General features: G+C 37.5%; 20 protein-coding genes and 1 pseudogene. 20 read left to right on the top strand and 1 reads right to left on the bottom strand.

Features of this window, described 5'->3' with window-relative positions:
- Positions 1-90: 90 nt before the first annotated feature.
- Positions 91-1560 (top strand): sulfatase, encoded by a 1470-nt coding sequence (locus AAOP42_RS08990; RefSeq protein ID WP_349528161.1) that lies wholly within the window; start codon positions 91-93, stop codon positions 1558-1560.
- A gap of 76 nt (positions 1561-1636) precedes the next feature.
- Here the strand turns inward: AAOP42_RS08990 and AAOP42_RS23770 are convergent.
- Positions 1637-2721, bottom strand: a pseudogene (locus AAOP42_RS23770) (ISAs1 family transposase).
- A gap of 417 nt (positions 2722-3138) precedes the next feature.
- On the opposite strand from AAOP42_RS23770, the gene AAOP42_RS09005 reads away from it, so the two are divergent.
- The 19 genes from AAOP42_RS09005 (at position 3139) to AAOP42_RS09095 (ending at position 25227) form a co-directional block, all read left to right on the top strand.
- Entirely contained in the window at positions 3139-3582 is a 444-nt protein-coding gene (locus tag AAOP42_RS09005; protein ID WP_349528164.1) for a DinB family protein, read from the top strand.
- 396 nt (positions 3583-3978) lie between these two features.
- The gene (locus AAOP42_RS09010; RefSeq protein WP_349528165.1) at positions 3979-4590 is read left to right on the top strand and encodes a hypothetical protein; all 612 of its coding nucleotides are present in this window, start codon (positions 3979-3981) and stop codon (positions 4588-4590) included.
- Positions 4587-5423 carry an agmatine deiminase family protein gene (locus AAOP42_RS09015; protein WP_349528166.1) on the top strand — a complete coding sequence of 279 codons (837 nt, stop codon included), beginning with the start codon at positions 4587-4589 and terminating at the stop codon, positions 5421-5423. Before AAOP42_RS09010 ends, AAOP42_RS09015 begins: the two co-directional genes overlap by 4 nt.
- Before the next feature lie 224 nt (positions 5424-5647).
- Positions 5648-5971, top strand: coding sequence for an ArsR/SmtB family transcription factor (locus AAOP42_RS09020; RefSeq protein ID WP_349528167.1), 324 nt, complete (start codon positions 5648-5650; stop codon positions 5969-5971).
- A gap of 6 nt (positions 5972-5977) precedes the next feature.
- Positions 5978-6442 (top strand): SRPBCC domain-containing protein, encoded by a 465-nt coding sequence (locus tag AAOP42_RS09025; RefSeq protein WP_349528168.1) that lies wholly within the window; start codon positions 5978-5980, stop codon positions 6440-6442.
- Positions 6443-6447: 5 nt separating this feature from the next.
- Positions 6448-6831, top strand: a complete 384-nt coding sequence (locus AAOP42_RS09030) for a DoxX family protein (protein ID WP_349528169.1) — start codon at positions 6448-6450, stop codon at positions 6829-6831.
- Positions 6832-6837: 6 nt separating this feature from the next.
- Positions 6838-7476: a DUF1801 domain-containing protein gene (locus AAOP42_RS09035; RefSeq protein ID WP_349528170.1), complete on the top strand. Its 639-nt coding sequence runs from the start codon at positions 6838-6840 to the stop codon at positions 7474-7476.
- A 118-nt stretch (positions 7477-7594) separates the two neighbouring features.
- A complete protein-coding gene (locus AAOP42_RS09040; protein WP_349528171.1) occupies positions 7595-7990 on the top strand; it encodes a hypothetical protein in 396 nt (131 codons plus the stop codon).
- A 219-nt stretch (positions 7991-8209) separates the two neighbouring features.
- On the top strand, positions 8210-8824 hold the full coding sequence (locus AAOP42_RS09045) for an RNA polymerase sigma factor (protein WP_349528172.1): 615 nt from the start codon (positions 8210-8212) through the stop codon (positions 8822-8824).
- Between the two features lie 154 nt (positions 8825-8978).
- Positions 8979-10019: a FecR family protein gene (locus AAOP42_RS09050; protein WP_349528173.1), complete on the top strand. Its 1041-nt coding sequence runs from the start codon at positions 8979-8981 to the stop codon at positions 10017-10019.
- A gap of 123 nt (positions 10020-10142) precedes the next feature.
- Complete coding sequence (locus AAOP42_RS09055) at positions 10143-13610, top strand: SusC/RagA family TonB-linked outer membrane protein (protein ID WP_349528174.1); 3468 nt, start codon at positions 10143-10145, stop codon at positions 13608-13610.
- A 17-nt stretch (positions 13611-13627) separates the two neighbouring features.
- The gene (locus tag AAOP42_RS09060; RefSeq protein WP_349528175.1) at positions 13628-15142 is read left to right on the top strand and encodes a SusD/RagB family nutrient-binding outer membrane lipoprotein; all 1515 of its coding nucleotides are present in this window, start codon (positions 13628-13630) and stop codon (positions 15140-15142) included.
- A gap of 238 nt (positions 15143-15380) precedes the next feature.
- Complete coding sequence (locus tag AAOP42_RS09065; protein WP_349528176.1) at positions 15381-17321, top strand: CRTAC1 family protein; 1941 nt, start codon at positions 15381-15383, stop codon at positions 17319-17321.
- Positions 17322-17369: 48 nt separating this feature from the next.
- Entirely contained in the window at positions 17370-18263 is an 894-nt protein-coding gene (locus tag AAOP42_RS09070; RefSeq protein ID WP_349528177.1) for a PIG-L deacetylase family protein, read from the top strand.
- Between the two features lie 15 nt (positions 18264-18278).
- The gene (locus tag AAOP42_RS09075; RefSeq protein ID WP_349528178.1) at positions 18279-19727 is read left to right on the top strand and encodes a DUF4832 domain-containing protein; all 1449 of its coding nucleotides are present in this window, start codon (positions 18279-18281) and stop codon (positions 19725-19727) included.
- A 24-nt stretch (positions 19728-19751) separates the two neighbouring features.
- Entirely contained in the window at positions 19752-20054 is a 303-nt protein-coding gene (locus AAOP42_RS09080; protein ID WP_349528179.1) for a hypothetical protein, read from the top strand.
- A gap of 256 nt (positions 20055-20310) precedes the next feature.
- Positions 20311-21564: an NAD(P)/FAD-dependent oxidoreductase gene (locus AAOP42_RS09085; protein ID WP_349528180.1), complete on the top strand. Its 1254-nt coding sequence runs from the start codon at positions 20311-20313 to the stop codon at positions 21562-21564.
- A gap of 11 nt (positions 21565-21575) precedes the next feature.
- On the top strand, positions 21576-23723 hold the full coding sequence (locus AAOP42_RS09090) for a beta-N-acetylhexosaminidase (RefSeq protein ID WP_349528181.1): 2148 nt from the start codon (positions 21576-21578) through the stop codon (positions 23721-23723).
- Between the two features lie 49 nt (positions 23724-23772).
- Entirely contained in the window at positions 23773-25227 is a 1455-nt protein-coding gene (locus AAOP42_RS09095) for a rhamnogalacturonan lyase family protein (protein ID WP_349528182.1), read from the top strand.
- Positions 25228-25280: the final 53 nt, after the last annotated feature.

A 25280-nucleotide genomic window follows, 5' to 3' on the forward strand; every position in this document is an offset into this window, starting at 1 on the left:
TGGAGAAAATTAAATAAGATTTTAGAAGGCATTATTGTTTTAAATAGAGAAATTTGATTTTCTTGTAACAAGACTGTTTTCAAATTCATTATGATACTACGGATCAACTATTTACTCATTGCTTTTTGTTTTGCTTTTACCTCTTTTGCTTTTGGACAAAAAAAACCAAACATCCTGCTTATCTGTGTAGATGACCTGCGCACGGAATTGGGAAGTTATGGCAACCCTATAGTAAAATCGCCTAACCTCGATAAATTGAGTGATCAGGGGAGGTTGTTCAACAATCATTTTGTGCAAGTGCCAACCTGTGGCGCATCCAGACATTGTCTTCTTACTGGCAAGCGGCCTATTGAGAAGAAATACCTGTCTAATTCTATTTCAGCACAGTTAAGTACAGGTAAAGTTGAAGGAGAAATACCGGAATCTTTTGTGCACCACTTCAAAAGAAACGGATACAATACTGTTGGTATAGGAAAGATTAGCCACCATCCGGACGGTTATGTCTATGGTTATGACGAAGAAAAAAGCGATCAATTGGAATTCCCTTTCAGTTGGGATGAATCGCTCTGTGATGTTGGAGGCTGGGGCACTGCCTGGAATACATTCTTTGGTTATGCAGGATTTAAAAATCGTACTACAGAAAAAAAACAGGTAAAACCCTATGAGTCAGCTGATGTAGAGGATACAGGGTATCCCGATGGACTCAATGCCCAATTGGCCATTAAGAAGCTCAATGAGTTGAAAGACAAAGAAGAACCTTTTTTGCTGGCAGTTGGTTTTTTTAAACCGCATCTTCCTTTTACTGCTCCGCAAAAATATTGGGATTTGTATGACAGAGATAAAATCCCGCTTTCACCCAACCCTTTTTTGGTGGAAAATTCTGAAAAAAACAGTCTCCATGGTAGTGGAGAGTTTAACGGGTATGCACTGGGAGAAGAAAAAGCTGCACTTGGAAAACCACTCAGTGACGATTATGCAAGAAAAATACGACATGGTTACTATGCCTGTATCAGCTATGTAGATGCTCAAATTGGGAAATTGCTGGACGAATTGGATAGAACAGGGTTGAGTGAAAATACGATTGTAGTAGTATGGGGAGATCATGGCTGGCACTTGGGTGACCACACGGTATGGGGTAAGCATACGGTGTTTGAGCGGTCACTCAATAGTACTTTGATCATGCGGATACCAGACCAAGCGAAAAAGGGGAAGCCTACTAATGCGGTGGTAGAGACCGTTGATATTTATCCTACATTGACCGAACTCTGTGGTATTGACGATGTGGAGGGCTTGGATGGACAAAGCCTAGTGGCGTTACTGAACAATCCTAAAGCGCAAAAAGAAGATGTAGCATACAGCTATTTTAAAAACAGCATCACTATGCGCAATGACCGTTATCGTCTTACTAAATATTATGGAGAATCAGGAATCGTTTACGAACTGTACGATCACAAAAATGACCCAAATGAAACCATTAATGTCTCTGCGAAATTTCCGGATATTGTGGACAAGCTGAAACCTGTTTTGGAAAAGGGCAACACAGGCCTGTTTGATTATTAAACCGACGGGTCTAAATATGATAAATTAAGATGTTTGCAGGATCAAATATCCCTCCAAAGAGCAGGGCTGTTGCATTCTATATTACTAATTGGCACAACTTTTCTATGTCGTTGGAGACCAACCTAATATTTTTTGCTATTTCCTCCATTTTGTTTTTTCTAAAGATGTTCAAGGCCCAATTCCTTATTGTTGATATATTGGCTGGTGCGTTACCTGATCGTATTTTAGATGCATCCTCTTTTAATGTCACGTCTTTTACCCAATGTAAACTATTTTCAATACTCCAATGAGATCGAATGCCGTAACAATACAACTCGGCAAAGCCTTCAAAACTGCTTATAAAATAGGCGTTTTCTACACTGGCCTTTCCTTTCTTCTTGACATTTCGCTCAACCCATACAGCTTGTTTTGCCCCGTTCCAAACCTCTGAAATATCCTCCGACAGGTTGAAGACCTTAACTTCCCTTCTCTCAAACCTTCCCTTGTTCAATTCCATTTCACTAAACCAACCAACAGGCTTTTGTCTAGTAAGCCCTTCAATGTGTTCATAGAGCTTGAGTTGGTTTTTCTTTACCCCAATCACATAATGATTTTTACTCTCTACAATAACCTCTACTGTTTTTTTTGACAATGTAAGGCATCCAAAGTGAAAACTACCCCTGTTAAGTCCAAGGCCTTTATCAATTGTCGAACCATGGGGATCTCGCTTTCTTTCGAGTTAATAATTTTGCCATTGGTCAAAACCATTTTTTGGCGGGAAACAAAAATGCTCACCATATTAACGAAATCCTGATAACTGTTTTTCCCCTTGGCCGTACCTCCAATCGCCTTCCCGTCCACACTTAACCACTCCCACGGTTCTATCTCAATATATGATTTTGACCAATGATAAAATTGCTTGGCAAATTCATCATAGTCTAATCCTATCAATACACGCCGTACAGTGAAAAAAGTAGGCAACCTGTCTTTTAATGGCTTTAAATTGGCCAAAAGGTCAGTACGGTTCCTGTCTATAAAATCTCCAATAGCACGGTAACCATAGTAACCACTCATTATTGCCATCAATACAATCAACAATATCAATTCTTGGTCATGCCTTTTACCTGCTTGTCTCCTGGTATCAGGCACCTTCGATAAAAAATCAACTATACTTTTTTTCACAATTCCCTTTTTTCTGCTAAAATAAATACAATTTTAGAATGCAACAGCCCTGCTCCAAAGAGGGGATCAGCCAACCGGTCAACAATATCTGTTAGGCATTCACAATATCAAGGAAGCCTTTAGAGCTTAATGTCTGTTCAACAACTGAAGGAAGGTTATTTATTGCTCTTTAGCCTTGTCACACTGAACAAAGTGAAGTGTCTCAATTTGAGCCTAGCCGTAATCAAACAGCAATTCATAATTTTTATTAACTAGTCATGAGCCTAGGGGTATAATTTTTTTTAATATGCGTATGAATTGCATTTGATAGTACCCTGTAAAAGAGTTATTTTAGTAGAAGTAAATTCCTGTTTTTTTAGGATACCAGCCATCGGAAATGCCACTTGTACTTGTTGTTAACACTAAATTGGAAGGCTTATGAAAGAGTTTTTTCAGGACATATTCGAGTACCATCATCATTTCAATCAAAAACTGGCTGACTTGTTGATTCAACACTCGGCTAAAATTAGTAAAAGAACAGTGCCGCTGTTTTCACACACCATTAATGCCCATCTGATCTGGAATGCGAGAATCCTTAGCACGCAACCTACCGTAGGAGTTCATCATACCCATTCCCTCGAAAAGTGCAAAGCACTTGACGACACTAACTATGAGGATACTTTGAGAATCTTGGAGCAATGTCAGTTGCATAAAAACATAGCGTACCAAAACTCTAAGGGAAAGCAATTTAAAAACACCATTCAGCAGATTTTATTCCACATAGCCAATCACTTCACCCACCACAAAGGGCAGATTATCTCAGACCTGAGACAAAAAAGAATAGAGCCTGTCATTACAGACTATATTTTTTATAAAAGGTAAAGCTGGTTTGAAAAAGGTCACTGTGAGATGCTTTCGCCTTTGTTGGACTTGTGTCCAACAAACCACAATAGAGGCTTGCGCACTAAAGTTAATAACAGGAAAGAAAGGCTGAACCGATGTATTCGATGTTTGCAGGTCACAAGACCTGCAAAGGCAGTAGAAAACATGTGGGATGTACACGCTTTGCAATCATTTTTTGGAGCAAGGTTTTAAACTCACGATACATTCAAGAGTTGCTGGGACATACGAGCAGCAAGACGTCAGAAATCAATACCCATTTGAGTAAATCGAACATGATTGAAGTGAAAACCCCACTGAAAAATTTGAAAATCATAAGTATATTTGGAAAGTGGATAATGCGCATCAAACGTTAGGACACATAAGACAGATGACGAAATGAACGATACTTTAACAATTAACAAACATGATACAAGAGAAGGCTATCAATCCGATTTTGATAGAATTGCAAAAGTATTGTTGAACCATTTTGAACTTACAACAAAGGAAAATTCATATCGAATTAGAGAAATAGAGTTTTACTATTATTCAGTTATTCATAAGGATTTCTATTGTCATAAAAACGAAAGACAGTTAACGAATCAAAAGTTATATTTTCATCGTTTCAAAGACCCTGAAAAATATGTGAGATTGAAACAAAAAGGTATTGACATAACTTTTGGTAACGAAGAAACAGTTTATGGTGGAATACTTATTCGGTCAATCGAAAATATTAAAACCAGTGAAATTATTACTGGGATAGGTAATTTGACAAATCAGATTATCAGTGATATTGACGGTACTTTTTCAATTGTTGAACTTTACAAGTCAGATAAAAATATCTTTGATTCTTCTGGATTTGTTTACTTAAAAACATGTCAAAATAATGAATTGAAAATTTTCAAGAAGCATAGGCAAGGACTTAATTTGAAAAAGGAAGACTCAGACAAGTTTTATCTGGATTTAAAATACAATTATTTTACATATCCTGAAATTGAAGTTCTAACATGATAGCAGATAAAGACACAAATACTGTCTATTTTTCTGAGTTAATAAAAACGGATTCCCGATTTTTAGAGACTTCTAACCAAATAATTTCAACTCTTGAAAATTTTGGGGCAAAGTTTAAGTTCCTGCCTGATACAAAAGATATTTGGGCAAGAGATTACATGCCAATTCAAATCAACGACAACAAATACATAGAATACCGTTTTGACCCAGATTATTTACAAGGTTCCACAAAAGGCTATCGTGATTTAAAAACATATCCAGATATTGTTTGTGACACTATAAAACTTCAAACCAAGAAATCTGACTTAATATTGGATGGTGGTAATTTTGTGAAATCAAATGACTGCATAATACTGGCTGACAAGATTGTTAAAGAAAACCGAATTCTTTATACAAAAACCAAATTGATTAAAAAACTTCAGGAAACATTTGAAGTGGATAAGATAGTTTTGATTCCTTGGGATAAATCAGAAGAATATGGACATTCAGATGGAATGGTTCGGTTCATTGACAATGAAACTGTTTTAACCCAATATTACTTTAAAGATTATTCAGCTATGCTAAAACCATTAAAACAGGCTGGATTCAAAATAGAATACATTGATTACACTGTAAAAAAGAATGATAAACGTAATTGGGCTTATCTGAATTTCTTACAAACAAAAGATTTTATACTTCTTCCGAAATTTGGAATTGATGAGGATGGACAAGCATTCGAGCAGATTGAAAACTTCTATTCTGATTATAAAGGAAATATTGTTCAAATTGATATGAATGAAACTTTAAAATTTGGAGGAACATTAAATTGTATATCATGGACAACAAAGGAATGATAGGCAAGGAATTACATGCCCTAATAATGTATATACAAAATAGGCGAAATAGTAGTGAATTCGAGGGCTGTAACCCGCTTCAAAATTATAACGGCTTGATAAGTTTTCGCCTTTGTTGGCCTTGTGTCCAACAAACTACAATAGTTGATTCATTGTCAAAAAAAACAAAATAAAATTGCGTAGTTATTTGACTACATTTATATTTGTAGTCAAATAACTACATAATGAATCTAAGACGAGATGTATTTCAGGCGATTGCAGATCCTACAAGAAGAACTATACTTTTATTATTGGCTTCACAATCTCTAACTGCAGGTGCTATAGCTTCAAACTTTGACACTGCCAGGCCTACAGTTTCAAAACACTTACAAATTCTAACTGAGTGCGAATTGCTGGAACAGGAGCAAAATGGCAGAGAGATATATTACCATTTAAATCCTCAAAGGATCAAGGAGATAGCAGACTTTATTGAACCGTTTCGGGAATTGTGGGATAACAGGTTCAATAAGCTGGAGTCCATTATGAAAAACTATCAATCAGATAAATAGAAATATATGGAGGCTAAGACTAAAATCCATGCCGAAGATGGCAAACAGGAAATAGTGATTACACGAGAGTTTGATTTGCCATTGGAATTGCTTTTCAAAGCATACGTAGAGCCTGAAATTGTTGAACAGTGGATGGGAACCAAAGTACTGAAGCTTGAAAACAAAAGACATGGCAGTTGGCAATTTGAGACAACTGATCCTAAAGGAAACAAACATGGATTCAATGGAACAATCCATGAGTTTATGCCAAATCAGAAAATCATCAGAACATTTGAAATGGAGAATGCACCTTTTCCTGTCCAACTTGAGTTTTTGGAATTTGAAAAACTTACGGACAACACCAGCAAACTCAATATGCACATAATTTATAAATCTGTGGCAGACAGAGACCAAATGCTACAATTGCCTTTTGCTCAAGGCATAAATATGGCTCACAACCGATTAGAAAAATTAGTGACTAACTTAAAATAATACCTATGACAAAGAGAAATAAAATTATCTATTGGATTTCAACCCTTTGGCTCGCCCTGGGGATGACATCAACTGGAATAGTACAGCTAATAAAATTGGAAGAGGAAGTAGAGATGATGACACATTTGGGATATCCTATCTATTTCCTAACAATAATAGGTGTCTGGAAAATTTTAGGAGTTGTGGCCGTACTTTTACCAAAATTCCCTTTGCTAAAAGAATGGGCCTATGCTGGCTTTTTCTTTAACATGTCGGGAGCTATTATTTCCCATTTGGCAATGGATGATCAACTTACGGAACTTTTTGGACCTACATTACTACTAATTCTGATTGTAGTATCCTGGTACTTTCGACCTGCGGATAGAAAGATTGTTTCAGTAAATCAATAAAAAAATATGAACCCCAAAGTTGACGAATATTTAAGTAAGGCAAAAAAGTGGCAAGAAGAAATGGAGGCATTGAGAACAATCCTTCTTGACTGTATGCTGACCGAAGAATTGAAGTGGCGTGTGCCTTGCTACATGTACAAAGCCAGTAACATAGTACTAATTGGTGCATTTAAGGAATACTGTACGCTTGGTTTTTTTAAAGGTGTTTTGTTAAATGATGTTGATGGTATTTTAGTCGCACCGGGAGAAAATTCTCAGACGGTTAGAATGATCAAGTTTACCAATGTCAGGCAAATAGTTGAGATGGAGTCTATCTTGAAAGCTTATATCTATGAGGCTATAGAGGTGGAAAAGGCGGGCTTAAAAGTCGATTTTAAAGAGAGTACTAACCTTATATTTCCAAAAGAGTTATTAGATAAATTGGAAGAAAATCCAGTCTTTAAAACTGCGTTTGAAGCATTGACACCAGGCAGACAAAGGGCATACAATCTTTATTTTTCGGCAGCCAAACAACCCGAAACCCGAGTCTCAAGAATTGAAAAGTACACACAACGAATTCTTAATGGAAAAGGGATAAATGATTGCGTTTGTGGACTGTCCAAAAAACAACCTAACTGCGATGGGTCGCATAAGCATCTTTCCTAACCACATGCAAATTCCTTTTTGTATTGGCTATCAGTTCATTGAAAAATAAATGGCAATTAATTATATTTGAATAGAATTGTTCTTTTCAATAAAGTAGTGAAATATAAAATGCAACGCCATGAAATATGTGATTTGGATTTCTTTGCTAGTTCTTTTTGTTAATTGTTCGGAGGATAATGTGTCTGAAGGCATTACATTAGAAGGTGATTGGGTAGAGGTGATTAACCGTACTGATACACTCACTTTTGAGTTGCTTGGAGATAAACCTGTAATGACCCTTGGAAGAGGAGTTGAAATTAAAAATGGCAATGTTTTACCAAAACCAAATGTTGGGCCTTATGATTATGAGGTAGTAAATGACAAAATATCTTTACGTTGGTATTTGTCGAGCAATTCAGCATTTAAAGAATACTACTTTGATCAAACGGAAGACACAATACAGGTCGGAAATTTTTATGATGACAATGCTGTCGGTGTTATCTCAGTTTTCAAACGAATCGACCAGAATCTCTAATCTTTTGCACATATCTGACTTTGTCGGATTGGTGTTGTGCCAATTCTGGGAGAATAATAATACCTGGTTTCCTTAGGAGAACTTTTATTTCTTCCATAAAAAAGGAAAGCGATTAGGTGAATTGATAGTGTAAAAATAACATCAATTGCTTCTGTTTTGATTTAAAGCCATATTATTTAAATGGATGTTAAATTAATTTTAACTAGGTTTGAAGTTAATATGAAAAACATCATATTTAAAAATAACGACAGAACCAGTGTACTCAAGCTCAAAAATGGGGATGAGCATGCTTTTGATGAGCTTTTCAAGAAGTATTCAAAGAAATTGTATTCCGTATCCCGGAAGATGCATCTGGATCATGAAGAAGCTGAGGGAGTCGTTCAGGATGTTTTTTTGAAAATTTGGAGAAATAGAGCCAGCCTCAATGAGGAACTTTCATTCAACTCCTACCTTCTTACCATTGCCAAGTCTATCATCATAAAGTCAGGGAGGAAGAAAGCATACCATTTTGCCTATGAAAATTATGCGCTTAATAATTCTCTGCCCTACTCCAATCAAACAGAAGATTATGTGATTTTTTCTGATCTGGAGTCTTTTTCAAATGAGTGTTTGAATAGTCTCCCTAAACAGCAAAAGCAGATTTTCATGATGAAAACCAGAGATAATTTTTCTATTGAAGAAATCTCTGCGGAATTAAATATCTCTAAAAGAACCGTAGAAAATCATTTTTACAGAGCTTGCAAGGAGTTGAAAAATCAATTGACCAGGCATCAGGTGATCTCTGCTACGAAAATTATTACTCCACTTTTTCTTTTGTTTAATTTTTTCAAATAGTACAATTTCTGCTACTATTCGTTGTTTTTTTGCCTTTTTAGATTCTGTTTCCTTTCGATTGTAAATTCGTTTCCATTCTTTTTTTATTTTTTTTTAGAATTTCACTGAGTATTTCATTTCGGTTAAGGCTATATATAGTAACTGATTGAAAAAAATGGACGAACAAAACCTACAAGAGAGATTCTTTAATAACCAATGTACCAAAGAAGAAGCCGAAAGGTTTATTAAGTGGTATTTGTCTGGTAAGGGCGAAAAGGAAATTGAAGAGCAGATCGAGAATTATTGGCAGAGCAATACGAATAGTGAGTGGGACTCTGAAAAACTATTAGCCAGAGTAAATGCTATTAAGAACGAATCAGATTTATTTGTTTCGCACAATGCCGATTCATATAATCAGGTAAAATCAGTAAGAAGAAACTATTTTTTTCCGAAAAACTGGAGAATAGCTGCATCTGTTACACTTATCATCGGGTTGTCTTATTTGGCTATGAATCTTTTCACCAACAATCCGGAAGAGTCTGATTATTTTGTTGAGTACATAGAAAAATCAAACCCTTCCGGTCAGAAGTCAACGGTGCACCTGAAAGATGGATCAAGAATAATTTTAAATTCCAATAGTAAGGTTAGGTATCCTATCGAATTTGCTAATAATGAACGGGTGATCGAATTGGTGGGTGAGGCGTATTTTGAGGTAGCCAGAGATGTTTCAAGGCCCTTTAGGGTAAAAACAGCCAATACCATGACCACTGCGCTGGGTACTACTTTTAATATTGATGCTTTCGAAGATGAAGATGATGTCAAAATAAGCCTGACCAGTGGTAGGATAGAAGTGAAAAAGTTGGAAAGTGAAGGTGACGAAAAACCCTTTGAATTGGTGCCAGGGCAAGGCGTGATTTATTCCAGGTTAGATAAAAGTATGGTTCAAACAGACATTGATGTTGACAAGGTTACTGCCTGGACAAGCAAGGAATTGATTTTTCATAACGAAGACATCAACGAAGTGATCAGAAGACTGGAAAGATGGTATGGAGTAGAAATAACGGTAGAAGATAAGATTGATGGTGTTTTTTCTGCCAGTTTTAAAAATGAGAGTTTGAAGGCAGTATTGGAAGGAATCTCGTATTCTTTTTCTCTTGATTACCTTGTTTCGGACAAGAAGGTGATATTAAAATCTAAAGATATATTTACTAACTAAATGAGTATGAAGGGATACAATAACAGTACATAAAAAAATGAGCCGTGTAATGTAGGGCATCTCACGGCTCAAAGATCGTTTTTAAATTAAATTTTGTCGAACCTAATAAAAACACACAAAAGTATGAAATTAAGTGTACTTAGACAACTATTCATGATATCTAAATATTGTGTATATGGGCTTATCATTCAATGTATCGTGGGAACGTCTTTGCTTGCCTCAAGGGAAGCGAGTGCTCAGAAACAAAGCATTGAGAAAATCAATATCAGTATTGAAAAACGCACCAAGAAACTGGCTGACATCTTAAACCAGATTTCTGAAAGTACAGATTTTGAATTTGCACTAAACAGCAAAAAAATCAATCTGGAAAAAAACATTGAACTGGATCAATACACTGGTTCTTTGGGAACAATTTTGAGAGAAATTTCGGACAAAGCGGAAATAGGATTTCGCAGGGTAAACAACAACATCTTTATCAGGAATATTTCTAAAAAGGGCGAAAGGGATCACAGTTTTGCTGTCGAAGAGATGCTGGAGGTTGATATTTCTGGAAAAGTGACTGATGAAAACGGCCAGGGATTGCCAGGAGCTACAGTAGTGGTCAAAGGGCTATCTACAGGTACTACCTCAGATTTGGATGGTAACTATAAAATGACCGCACCAGACGATGGCATTATAGTAGTTTCTTATGTTGGATATGTTACTCAGGAAGTACAAGTAGGAGCTAGATCTGAAATCAACATTCAAATGACTCCTGACGCTCAGCAACTATCAGAAATTGTGGTCACTGCCTTTGGTATAGAGCGAGAAAAGAAGGCATTAGGCTATTCTGTTCAGGAAGTAAGTGGAGATGAGTTGGTAGAAGCCAGAGAAATAAATGTAGCCAATTCACTCAAAGGAAAAGTAGCAGGTGTATTTGTAAACTCATCTTCAGGAGGGCCTGGAGGGTCGTCCTTTGTGCAGATCAGGGGCAGTAGTTCATTAGGAGGAGACAATCAGCCCCTCTATGTGGTGGATGGAATTCCGATCAGCAATGACAACTTAAATCAGACTAATATTTTTGCAGGACGAGATTTTGGTGATGGTATTAAGGACATCAATCCTGATGATATTGAATCAATTTCTGTTTTGAAAGGGCCTAGTGCTGCCGCACTTTATGGCTCCAGAGGTGCAAATGGAGTTATTTTGATCACCACTAAAAAATCATCAAAAAAGGGCATAGGTGTATCATTCAATAGCAATGCTACTTTCGAAACTATCAATGTAATTCCAAAATTTCAAAACACGTACGGACCGACTTATGATGATGATGATCGTAGTTTTGAATCTACAACTATTGATGGTCAAACTTATGATCAAATTCCTAGTTGGGCTATAGACAACTGGGGGCCAAAATTTGATGATCGGTTGGTTGTCTATCCTTTATTGAGGGATCTTGGCCCGGTACCATATAGTGCCCAGCCTCAGGATAATATCAGGAATTTTTACAATACCGGATCCACATTTACAAATACAATCTCGGTAAGTGGTGGTGCTGATAAAGTAAGCTATAGAGTGTCTGCCTCCAATATGGACAATAAGGGGATTATTCCAAATTCTGAGTTCAAACGACGTACATTTAGTGCAAGATTTGGTGCAGATGTAACGGATCGTTTACATATAGAAGCCAAAGCTAATTTTATAAATAGTATAGGGGTAAACAGACCTATCGCTGGTGTGTCATCTGGAACAAACGTAGCTGGGTCAATCAATTTAATACCTCAAAACATTAATTTGGATTGGTTGAAGGAGTATAAGAATCCTGATGGAAGCCATCGTAACTGGAGAGCATCTCCAACTAATCCTTATTGGATTATCAATGAAATGCCAAGTGAGGACAGTAGGGATAGGTTGATTGGCCTTATGTCTGCCAATTATAAGTTGACAGATTGGTTGAATGTTCAGGCTCGGGTTGGTAGCGATAGTTACACTGAAAGCCAGAGACAGCAATACAATCAGGGAACTCCGGGAGGATCTTATGTAAACGGAAGGGTGGACTTTAATCAATATAGAGTGAATGAACTCAATACTGATGTGTTGGTAACTGCAAGTGGCAGCTTGTCAGAAGATTTCAAGGGAACTCTATCAGTTGGAAGTAACAGGTACACCAGAAGTTGGGAAAAAGTAGCAACTGTGGGGCAAAACATGGATATACCGGGTCTTTATACTATTGAGAATGCAAAACTTGTTATCCCGTCTTATGATATCATAAAAAAGGAAATTCAGTCAGTTTATATGACTGGTCAATTGGCCTATAAAAATTATATATTTTTAGACGTAACTGCTAGAAATGACTGGTCAAGTACCTTGAGTAACTATTCCTTTATATATCCATCAGCCAGTTTGAGCTATGCCATTACTGATGCACTGAAAGTTGATTCTGAACTGTTAACATTTGCTAAACTAAGGTTGTCTTATGCTCAGGCTGGTAATGATGCTGATCCTTACAAGACTAAGGGAGGTTATAATGTGCAGTCGCAGTTTTTTCAAGGCCAACGGTTTGCAAGCATCCAGGGAAGTGTGCCACCTGTCAATCTTAAAAATGAATTGTCAAGTTCTTTCGAGGTTGGTACAGATGTAAGGTTATTCAATAATAGAGTATCGATCGATTTCACTTATTACAGTTCGAAAACGAGCAACCAAATTCTGAATGTAGGTCTCTCAGAAGCATCGGGATATGGTTCATTATTCCTGAATGCGGGTGAAGTGTCCAATAAGGGAATTGAGTTATTTGTTTCTGCAACTCCTATTAAATCAACTAATTCTTTGACATGGGGAATTGATGTTAATTTCTCTAAGAACAACTCTAAAGTAGAATCGCTTGTAGATGGTATTGATAGGTATAACTTCATCAGTACTGGTAATGCCAGTATTGTAGCTATCCCTGGCCTGCCTTATGGAACTATTTATGGATACAAGTACAAAAGAAGCCCTGATGGAGAACTGGTAGTGCATGAAAGTGGAGACTATTATGTACGTGAGGATGATCAGTCGGTGTTGGGAGATGTTCAGCCCGATTGGTTGGCTGGTGTTACCAATACCTTGTCCTTCAAAGGTATTTCTTTAAGCGCCTTATTAGATATCAGAATGGGTGGAGAGATTTATTCTTGGAGTAGAGTTGATCAAAATGCCAAGGGCACAGGCGTTTGGACTAATAATAGGGATAACTTAGTAGTGGAAGGTGTTATTGATAACAATGATGGGACATATACTCCAACTTCTAAAACAGTTCTGTCTCAAAATCGCTTTGCGCAGCTTTCTTGGGGAAACATTGGTGAAGAGTTCGTTTTGGATGCCACTTATGTGTCATTGAGAGAAGTGACATTAGGCTATAGCCTAAGTAAGTCTATACTTTCAAAAACGCCATTTAACTCAGCTAAATTTTCTGTTGTTGGTAGGAATTTATTGTACCTCTACAGAGATGCCAAATTTGAAGAGATGGGAATTGCTCCTGAAAGTGCTTTTGCACCTACTGCAGCAGCGCAAGGTTATGAAGCCTTCTCTATGCCTACAACAAGAAGTTTAGGTTTTAATCTGTCTCTTACATTTTAATTTAAAAAAAGAAAGATATGAAAACTATTTATAAATTTCCCTTAGCGATAATTATAGCTATTGTATTATTTGTGCCTTATTCATGTACTGATGGATATGATGAGTTGAATACCAATCCCAAGTTGGTGACAGATGACATCATCAAACCGGGTTTGTTATTTACAAAAGTACTGAAAGAGTCAAGTTTCGAGATTTTGGATCAGGGAAGAGCGGGTGAGTATTCAGGTTATTCTTCACGTGGTGATTCTGGTCAACCTCTAAGTTTCGGTGTTTTTGGCCCTTTTAATTATACGAGCCACATTGTAAATCTTGCGGCGATTATCAGACTTACAGATGAAGATCCGGCTTTAGTCAATATGAATGCTATGGCAAGGATATGGAAAGTCTGGGTATTTCATAGAATGACAGATGCTTTTGGAGATATTCCTTATTTTGACTCTGCCAAGAGTTTTGAAGAAGTTGTAACATCTCCTGCTTACGATACGCAGGAAGCCATATACAAGGATTTATTGAATGAACTGAAAGAATCTGCAGCACAATTAAGCTCGGATGCAGGCCAGACCGGTTTTGGTGCAGCAGATGTACTTTACGGTGGTGATGCAGATTCCTGGAAGAGGTTTGCCAATTCTTTGCGTTTGCGATTAGCTATCAGGGTTCGGTATACAGATCAGACCTTGGCGCAAACCCATATTTCTGACGTATTAAGTGCTCCATTGATAACCTCCAACGGTCAGAATGCTACTGTGACTTCTGAGGGTGAGGGTGCTGCTAGTCTTGTCAATACAAATCCTCTTTATCAGAATTTTATCAATGGTAATGCAGGTGCCTCTAATGCAACGGTTGTAGGAATTACATTAACGGAAAATTTACTTAGTACTGCTGATCCGAGGATGCCTGTTTATTTGAATCCAAACATTGATGATGAATATATTGGAAGGGCAATAAACATGGATCCTGATGAAAAGGAAAATTATGCACCATCAACTGCCAAACTTGATGACGCTTTTATTCAAGCCGAGTATGATTTTAATGCTATGTTGGCTGCAGAAATAAGCTTTTTAAGAGCAGAGGCAGCCTTAGCAGGATTAAGTTCTGAAAATGCAAATAATTTATTCAGAGAAGGAATTCAATTGTCTATGGAGCAATATGGTATTGACGCTGGTGATATCTCTACTTTTCTGGCTTCTGCTGCCGGAACATTGACAGGAACCACCGAGGAGCAATTGGAGCAAATTATAGTACAGAAATACCTGGCTCTTTTTGGAGACTCTTATGAAGCTTGGACAGAACACAGAAGAACAGGGTATCCAAGACAATGGATCGGAAGTTTATCTGCACTTGATACAGATTTTGCTATGCCTAGAAGGTCAGCTTATCCCTTGAGTGAGTATAATTTGAATGGTGTAAACGTAAAAGCAGCAGCAGCCAGACTTGTTGGAGGGGATTTGCTTACCAGTCGAATTTGGTGGGATACTAAACCAGGTGTGCCTTTTGATCATCCGAAACAAGGTGTTTTTCCTCCATACGATTGATTTGACATTTAAAAAAGTGAACTAATTAAGTGAAAGTTGTTGACTATATACTGACAACTTTCACTTTTCACAATGTATGGCGATACATCTATTTGTTGGACTTTTTGCCCAATCATATTGTCACCTTAAAATTATCTTTTGTATCTAGGAGAGTCTGGTGTACTGACTTAATGCTCTAGAAACAGGTGGTTTTTTCTTGGAGATAGTCACGTTATTACTCATAGCAACCCTTTATTCAATGAACAAATACCATTACTTCATTTATTGGGGAATGACTTTGTATTGTTTGATCAGTACGCAGGTAAATGCTCAATTTACAGAAGTCAGCAAAGAAGCTGGTATCAGTCATTTGACCGTGGATCCAAATAACCTGAGTGGTGGTGCGGCTTTTTTTGATTTTCAAAATGATGGTTTTGAAGACATCTACCTTATTGGTGGAGACCGTCCTGATAAGTTGTACAAAAACAATGGAAATGGCACTTTCAAGGATGTAACTAAAGAAATGGGAATTGATGTTATTGATCAGGTATTTACCATGGGAGTTACATCTGGTGACATTGATAACGATGGTTTTGCCGACCTATTGGTAACCACTATCAACAAGGAACGGTTCTATCTCTTTTGGAACAACCAAGGATTATCATTTACCGAAGGGGCATTGGAAGCAGGTATCAGTGAAAATTTTTACGGCAGTTCAGCAGCAATGGGAGATGTTGACCTTGATGGAAATCTGGATCTGTATATATGTAATTATAATTCGGGAAACCCAGGAGATTTTTTATTGAAAAATAATGGTGACAGGACATTTAGCAATGTAAGTGAGCTGCTAGGTGATTCAAATGGAGGAACCGCATTGGCTGTAGCTTTTTCTGATGTTGATATGGATCATGATGTTGACATTTTGGTGGGAAATGATTTTGGATTTCTTTATCAACCCAATCGCTTTTTCAGCAATAATTTTCCTGAACTGTCTTTTGATGAAATCTCCCAAACAGCATCATGGGATATTGAAATCAATAGCATGGGCATAGCAGTAGGGGATTATGATGAAGACGGTGATTTGGATTACTATGTGAGTGACATTGGTGATAATTTTCTATTCGACAATCAGGGAGACAATACTTTTATAGAACGGGCACATGAAAAAGGTATTGACAACTCTGATGGCACCAGTTGGGGAAATGCCTTTTTTGACTATAATAATGATACCTATTTGGATTTACTTGTTGCTAATGGTGTGTTTGAAATTGGTTCTGTAGAGCAGGAACATCGGTTGTTCAAAGGCAATGGAAGCACGTTTGATGAAGTCTCAAAATTGCAGGGAGTCGCAAGTGCTTTTAAGGGCAGAGGAGTTGCCATCAGCGATTATAATAATGATGGTCAGCTTGATATATTGGTAGGAGTAGTTTCAAATAGTCCAACACCAAAGTTTCATACACTTCTGTATCAAAATCCAGGAAATGCTCAAAACTGGGTAAAAGTAAAACTCAACGGTACTTCAAGCAATAGAGATGGTTATGGTAGTTTGGTAAGAGTTGTTTTTCAAAGTAGGAGTCTGATCAGGGAATTGAGTGGAGGTACAAGTTATTTATCCCATACTAGCAACACACTCCATTTTGGATTGGGTACTACACCTGAAATAGACAGCTTGATTGTCACCTGGCCAAATGGTGAAGATCAGGTGTTTAAAAATCTGGAAGTAAACCACACCTATTTGATTTCAGAAAATGAAGAAATATTCAAAACAACTTCAGTTTACAAAACAATTGATTTTGGAGAGAAAATATTTCTACAGGGACAATTTAGGATGGAAGAAGGAGTCTATGTTGACACCCTGATGGCAAACAATGGCTTGCGACAAATTGTTAAAACCAAATTGTCCATTGTTGATAATGTATCACCAATTACTGGTGACTCAAATGATGGAAGAGGCCAATCCAAATTAAAAGTATGGCCAAATCCCTTTAAAGGCAATATAAGTCTGTCACTCAATGGAGTTGGAGGAGAAGCCAGAATAAATGTTTTTGATGCCGTGGGGCATGTAGTGTTTGACGGGAACTGGAATTTAAAAAAAATAAATGTCATAGAACTAGGTCAGTTGAATCTGTATAACGGTCTCTATTTACTTCAGGTAAATGAGGGTGGGAAGCTTTACAGTCAAAAAATAATTAAGGAATAAAACACATTTTAAACTGAAAAAATGTTTCACGATCTTTCAATAAACCTTATGATACAAATTCTAAAAATAGACGCAAAAAAACCTCATCAATTAACAGTAATCAGTTCTTCAAGCTATTTTCTGTTATTGATTGGATGTATTTTCATTTCATGTCAACCTGATAAAAAGACAGAGCAAAAAGAAATTGCCCGAGTGGAAACGCCTGTCTCAGTGAAAGGTAAAGTGATCATGGCGGTTTTTGCCCACCCCGATGACGAGCTTTACATTGGGCCGTTAATGGCAAAATATGCTCGTGAAGGAGCAAAAGTACAGTTGGTCACCGTGACTGATGGCAGATATGGAACAGGACAAACCGATCTAAAGCCAGGAGATGAGTTGACAGTGCTGAGAAATGAAGAAGTGAATTGTGCAGCTATGAATATGGGAATAGAGAAACCAATATGGATGGGCTATCATGATCAATTGAAGCTCAAAGATGGTTTTTTTGGACATGTCCCCTACATACAGGAGATCATGTTAAAACTGGATAGTCTGGTTACTGAAATAGAACCTGATGTCATCATTACATGGGGGCCTGACGGAGGATCCAATCACATGGATCACAGGATAGTGGGTGCATCCATTACTCAGATTTTTTTGAGCAAAATTTGGGATAAAACGAAGACACTCTATTATGTAGCAACACCATCTTCTCATATCGATGAAGAAGATAAGAAAGTTTTAAGAGGAGTAGCGGATCCTTACCTGACAACACAGGTAGCTTACTCAGAAGAAGATCGTGAAAATGCCATTAAAGCCATGCACTGTTACAAAAGTCAGTTTGCTTTGGATTTAATGGAATCCAGAGCCGATCGATGGAGAAATGGAGATCAAAAAGTATATCTAAGGCCACTTGTCAAGAGTACAAAATTGAGTGAAAATATTTTCTTCGATCCTATTTGATAGCAACTGAATTTTATGAAAAAACTTGTTTTCAAAATATTCCAATTGGCTTTAATCCTCCATTCTGTACGGGTGTTTGCTCAAACAGATCAAGGAACTATAGTTGTACGTCCAAAGGAGATAGACGATGTATTGACCAATCCTGGCATAGGCTTTACAACCTTTCAAATGTTTAATGGGGATAATCTACTACCTAATGTAGATGTATTGATCAATCCGAACATTGAAGATCATCAAATCAAAAAAAACGATTTAACAAACGAAGGGTATCCAAATACTTCTATTGCTTATTTCAGAATCCTTTGGCAATTCATTGAGCCAATAGAAGGGGAATATAGATGGGATTACATAGATAAGCTTCTGGAAATAGCGCATAAGCGTAATCAAACACTTATGCTGAGAATTGCCCCTTACAAAGGAAACCCTGGGACTGATGTTCCAACATGGTATAGAAAACATGTAGGGGAGAATAGAGATTTTGCTCATCAGAAGTGGGTAGTTGATCCCGAAGATCCGCAATATTCACATTATTTTGGAAATATGATAAGAGCCCTTGGAGCTCGCTATGATGGACATCCAGATTTGGAGAGCGTTGATTTGTCTATTGTAGGCTGGGCAGGAGAGGGAGGTGGAACAGAACTTTTGTCCGATGAAACTACAATAAATTTATTAGATGCCTATCTGGAGTCATTCAAACAAACACCTCTTACAGCACTTCTTCATGGGAAAGAGGCGGTGGACTATATTAAATCAAAGAGAGAAATAGGTTGGCGGCAGGATTGTTTGGGAGACCTTGGTTTTTGGGCAGATGATCAAAACGGGTGGACTCATATGTACGACTACTATCCGCAAACGATAATAGAATACAATATGCAGGATGCATGGAAAAAGGCGGCCGTAACCTTTGAATCCTGCGCAGATATAATAGGCTGGAAAAACAATCAGGGATATGATGAAAAGGATGTAAAGTACATCATTGATCAATCCCTGAAATGGCACATTTCTTCCTTTAATAATAAATCTTCTGAAATTCCGGTAGAATGGAGGCCTCTTATTGATGAATGGCAGAAAAAAATGGGGTATCGATTTGTACTACGAAGGTTTTCTTACCCAAAAGAAGTAGAACATAACGGATTTTTGAAATTTGAATCTTGGTGGGAAAACAGTGGAGTAGCTCCTTGCTATAGAAAATACCCATTGGTAATACGATTGGTTAATAAAAGGAATAGTTACACTTTTTTGACAGATGCAGATATCCGTGACTGGCTGCCGGGAGACATAGTTTACAACAATAAAATATTTGTTTCTAAGGAGATCCCATCTGGATTGTATCAGATTCAATTAGCCTTAGTTGAGATCTTTCCAACCCATGAGGCCACTCCAAAAGCAAAGATCAAATTGGCAAATGAAGGCATTACCAAAGATGGGTGGTATGATTTGGGAAGTGTAAAAGTAATAGACTGAAATGGATTATAAAAAACAGAACTCATGAAAAGCTTTGTTGCAATATTGTTGACACTAGTTTGGTGCTATGCCTGTGGTCAGAAAGATTATCGACTTATCAAAGTGGATAATCTGGTTTATAAGAAAAATATCATCTTTGAAAGGGATTTGTCCTCTCCCAATTTCAAAGAATTTCAAATGAAAAGGCTATCCGATGGAGGTTGGGAAAAAGTTAAAAATAGCATAGATGTAACTTTAACAGAATCTGTACATGAAATCGCATTCCGGGTGGTAAACAAAGCTGATGTAGCAAGTTTGAAACATAATGTGAAAGTACAGTTGAATTAAAACTTATTTGGTGAATGTTATTTCGATTTAAGTATTGAAAGTTTAATTAATAGTTTTTCGTATAAAATGATATGAAATATATGATTGGTATAATCGAAAGAAAAAAGTAAAAATACTATTATATTTATGTTTCAAAAACTTATTATTATTTTAGTGTCGAAATTAAGTTGTGGCAAACTATGGCAATTAGTAGCCTTGTTGGTTAATACAATTGGAATAGCTTTTTTGAAACAAACAATAAATACTTTTTAAAATAATGAATCAAAAGGAGTCTGACGTAGTGATTATAGGTGGAGGAATAATAGGGTTGTTTTGTGCCTACTATTTGTCAAAAGAAGGAAAATCTGTTACTGTTCTGGAAAAAGGGCCACTTAAAGAGGCATGTTCTTATGGCAACTGCGGATTAGTAAGTCCCAGTCATGCTTTGCCTTTAAATAGTCCCGCATTGATTATGAAAGCTGCAGTATGGCTTTTTCAAAAAGATTCTCCTTTTTATATCAAACCTCAGCTGGATATGAAGTTTGTGAGTTGGATGCTTGGTTTTGCTTTGAATGCATTCAACAAGAAGCAGATAGAACGGAGTATGCACGGCCGTAATAACTTATTGATTGATTCCAAAAACCTTTACAATGACTTGTTTGCCAGTCAATCTTTTGATTGCAACTGGGCTCCCGACGGTATTCATTTTGTATTTGGAAAAGAAGAAAATTTTGAAGCATACAGGGCGAAAGATGATAAATTGGCAACCATTGGATTGGCTGCTGAACCCATTGTTGGCCAAACCCTTTTGGATATGGAACCTGCCTTAACCGATCGTGCTTATGGTTCGTGGTTCTATAAAATAGATGCCTCACTCAACCCCGGAAAGCTACTGACCGGACTTAGAAAAGAACTAATAGCTAAAGGCGTGGTGATAGAAGAACTTTGTGAAGTAACGGAGTTTAAAAAAAATAATAACCGCATCACTGAGCTTGTGACCAACAAGGGAAATATCAAAGCAAAAGATGTGGTTTTGGCTACTGGTGCCTGGTCTCCTTGGCTTGAAAACCAGCTTAACCTCAAAATTCCAATCGTACCGGGAAAAGGCTATAGCATCACTATGAAAAGGCCTGCAATTAGTCCGATATGTCCTTTGATTTTTGAAGAACGAAAAGTAGTGGCTACACCCTGGAAAGACGGATATCGACTTGGTGGGACTATGGAATTTTCTGGATATGATACTACACTTAACCGAGACAGGTTGCAAAGCCTGAAAAGAGCGGCTACAGAGTACCTCAAAGAACCTTTTACCGAAGAAAATGCAGAAGAATGGTGTGGCTGGAGGCCAATGACCACCGATGGTATGCCTATCATAGACAAGTCTCCAAAACACCAAAACTTGTACATGGCCTGTGGTCACAATATGTTGGGGCTCAGTATGGCACCATCAACAGGTAAACTCATTGCAGAAATGATCACTGCTAAAGAGCCTCACATAGACCATTCATTGTATTCATTTAATAGATTTTGATTAAGAAAAAGATGAAAAAAAATAAGACAGTATTATATAAGTTTTTAGCATTGCTATTTGCAGTGATTTCATTCCAAAGTACGATTCTGGCTTCTGATCTCACCAATTTAGGCCTGCATGTGATACCTTATCCGCAACAGGTAGCAATTGGAGGTAGTGAGTATGTATTGAAAAGTCCGGTAAATATTGTATTGGATAAGAATGCTTCGGCGATTGACCTAAAAACGGCTGAATTGCTTAAGAGTGAGTTGGAAGGAAAGTGGAATTTGAAAACTGTAATCTCTGAGACCAAAGGAACGAGCAATATAATTTTAACCAGAAAAGGAACACCTAAATCTCTTGCCGCACAAGGATATATACTTTCAACAGAAAGAGATGTTTTGACAATTTCAGCCAAAGACGAAGACGGATTATTCTATGGAGTTCAGACTCTTTTTCAACTGATTAAAAGAAACAGAGACAATATTTCAGTACCTGGTATGGAAATCACCGATTGGCCAGATGTAAAAATAAGAGCGGCTCATTATGATACCAAACACCATCAGGACAAGGGCAGTTATGTGAAAGATTTCATACGAGATTTGGCCAAATACAAAATCAACATGTTGGTGTGGGAATGGGAAGACAAATTGGCATACGAAAGCCATCCCGAAATTGGAGCTCCGGGTGCGTTCACCATAGAAGAGATGCAGGAGTTTACACGCTATGCCAGAGAATACCACATCGAATTGACTCCTTTGGTTCAAGGGTTAGGTCATGTGAGTTTTATCTTAAAATGGCCTCAATACAAAGAATTGAGAGAAGTGGAGGGGTCGGACTGGGAATTTTGTCCTTTGGAAGAAGGTACTTATGATATATTGTTTGATCTATGGGATGAAGCCGTCAAAGCCACTCCTGGATCGAAATACATTCACATTGGGTCTGATGAGACCTTTGAGCTGGGAGTTTGTAATAAGTGCAAAACAAAAGCTAAGGAAATAGGCAACAGTGGCCTGTATCATTTGTTTGCCAGCAAGGCAGCAGATCACCTTAAAAAATCAAGGAAGGTAATGCTTTGGGAAAGGCCTATGGGATGGGAAATGAATCGATCTCCTATCATGAATATGAAGCCGGATACTGATTTGGTGCTGACGGAAAGTTACTCCTATGAAACCGGGGATTTTAAGTATGCTATGAAGTCAAAGGATATGGGGTTTGAAGTTTTTATGTATGATCCTAATCCGGGTTTGGAACCACTTTTTCTTCCTTATCATTTTAGAAGGAGAACCATTGGCTGTATGGAAGACTCTTATAATTTACTGTCTTCAGGAGCAAAATCAGGCGCATTCGATGGTATGATCAATACTTCGTGGGACGATTCAGGTCTTCACAATCAAATGTGGATGCTGAGTTTTGTTACCTCAGCCCAGTATTCCTGGAACGGATCTGCTCCCGGATTAGATGAGTTTGAGGATTCCTTTTTTACAAGCTATTATGGCAGTCAGGCGCAAAATATGAAGGAACTGTACGAGTTGTTGAATGAAGGAGCCTATTACTACGCAGCAACTCTGGAACGAAATATCTGGCATCATGGAGAGATTGGCAAAACCCACATTCCGGATTTACCAAGAGGTCAATACCTGGAATACGATCCTTATTGGAATACAGAGTATAAGGAAATGGTTATAAGATCCGGAAAACAAAGTGAAAAGATGCTGCGTGCTCTTCAGATCATTGAAACGAATAAAAATCTCGATCTCGAACATGCCTATGATTTTGAAGTGTATGAGTCCATTGCTAAGTTGATCGATCATACCTGCCTTACATATCTGGATTTGTCAAAGCTGGAATATACCATTACTGAAGCCCATAGAAATGCATTTATTGACAGGAAAGAAGCACAAAACAGCCTTGAGAAAGCAGAGCAAATTATAGAAGAGAGTTTGGAGCGAAGACAGAAAGTTTATTCAGATTTGGTAAAGACCTGGGAGAAAACCAGATTGCCAAAGGGCATGTCCACTCCTGAAAAGAAATACTTCTATAAGATGGATCGCTCCCGACACTATGCAAACCGGACTGCCGATATGAGTTATTTGATCTATGACGAGCAACTGCTTGACATGGAAGGCTACCTTGAAAAACTGAAAGCATACCGGGAAGCATTTCAATTGGAATTTTAATTTAGGTGATGATATGGAGAGACTGTTTGAATGTAAAACCTTAGCTAAGATGAAAAAAGTAATTACCTCATTTATAATAACCAGTATTTTATTTCACACTTCCTATGGACAAAGTAAAAAAACGAATAGTTTAGAAACTATAGTTGAATTTTCATTGGGTTCAAAAGTTGGAAGCTTGCGGGCGGTTCCTGTTCAAATTGCAAAAGGGAAATCAGCTATTTTGATGGCGTACTCTGCAGACAAAGATATTGATCCATGGATTGAGATGTTTTACCCACCTACCGATAAGCTTAAATTTGCTTTGTTCAATCTGGAAGGTAAACTGTTATGGAAAAAGGAGCTAAATAATAGTACAATAAATGGTACTTGGTTTACCCCAATTTTTCCATTCGACTTAGACAATGATGGAATCGATGAGATTTATTTTGTTAACAACATAGATTCCATACATATCTTAAGTTATGATCATTTGCGTTTAGAAGTACTTGATTCGAATACGGGAGAAAGCATTGGACAGTGGCCATGGAAAAGATCAGTTTATGGAGAATCAAATAGCCACACATATCGCAACTTTATTATTGGGGGGTATAGCAATGGAGAGCCTGTATTGGTCACAGCTCAAGGTACTTATCAACGAATGGGATTGCAAGCCTGGAAAAAGGGTATGGAAAGTAGATGGGGTTTAATTATTGAAGACGATGGTTTGGGAGCTCGTGGATGCCACATGTCTCCGGTTGTAGATATCAATTTTGATCAAACCGATGAAATCATGTGGGGAGAGCGTTGTATCAGTATTGATGATGGTAGTTATTTATTCATAGCAGATAAAAAGGAGTATAATGGTCATTCAGATGTGATTCAACCTACATTAAATAGAGAGACAAATAAGTGGAGTGTTTTTACATGTAGAGAGAGTGGTGACAAGGGAAAGATTAAACCCAGAGTAGTTATGTTCGATGATATGGGAAAACGTATGTGGTCGGATTTAGAGTTAGGACACATGGATATGGGGTGGACCGCTCATGTAAATACTGATTCCTTATCAATTTTAGCATTCACCATAAGTAGAGGCGGAAAAATAGCAGGTCCGAATGGTTTTTTCAGAACCGATGTAAAAGAGTTTGCTTATAACGGTGAGACGGGTAAAAGAATCCATTTGGATTTTAATGCCTACAACACGGTACCGATAGATTTGGATGGAGATGGTTATCATGAGTTTGCATGTGCAATGGGAGAGCAGGCGGATAGAAAAGTATATGATATTTCAGGGCAGGTAATTGCAGATTTAGGAGCAAATGCCTATTTAGCAATGGCCTCTAAATTCATGAACCTTCCAGGGGAACAAATCCTTTGCTATTATCCCGATGGAGCAGTTAAAATATGGGCTGATAAAAATGCAAAGGATTCTAAAATAGCAAGAAAGAGATATGCCTCACCTAATTATATTTTAGCTCAAAAGCTAACAGCTTCAGGATATAATTTGGTTAATCTGGGTGGTTTGTAATTGATATATGAGCCTCACAATTTCTGGCCATCAATGATAAATGCGGAATAAGT

It is taken from the genome of Reichenbachiella sp. MALMAid0571, from assembly GCF_040151475.1.
GTDB lineage: Bacteria > Bacteroidota > Bacteroidia > Cytophagales > Cyclobacteriaceae > CAXBNB01.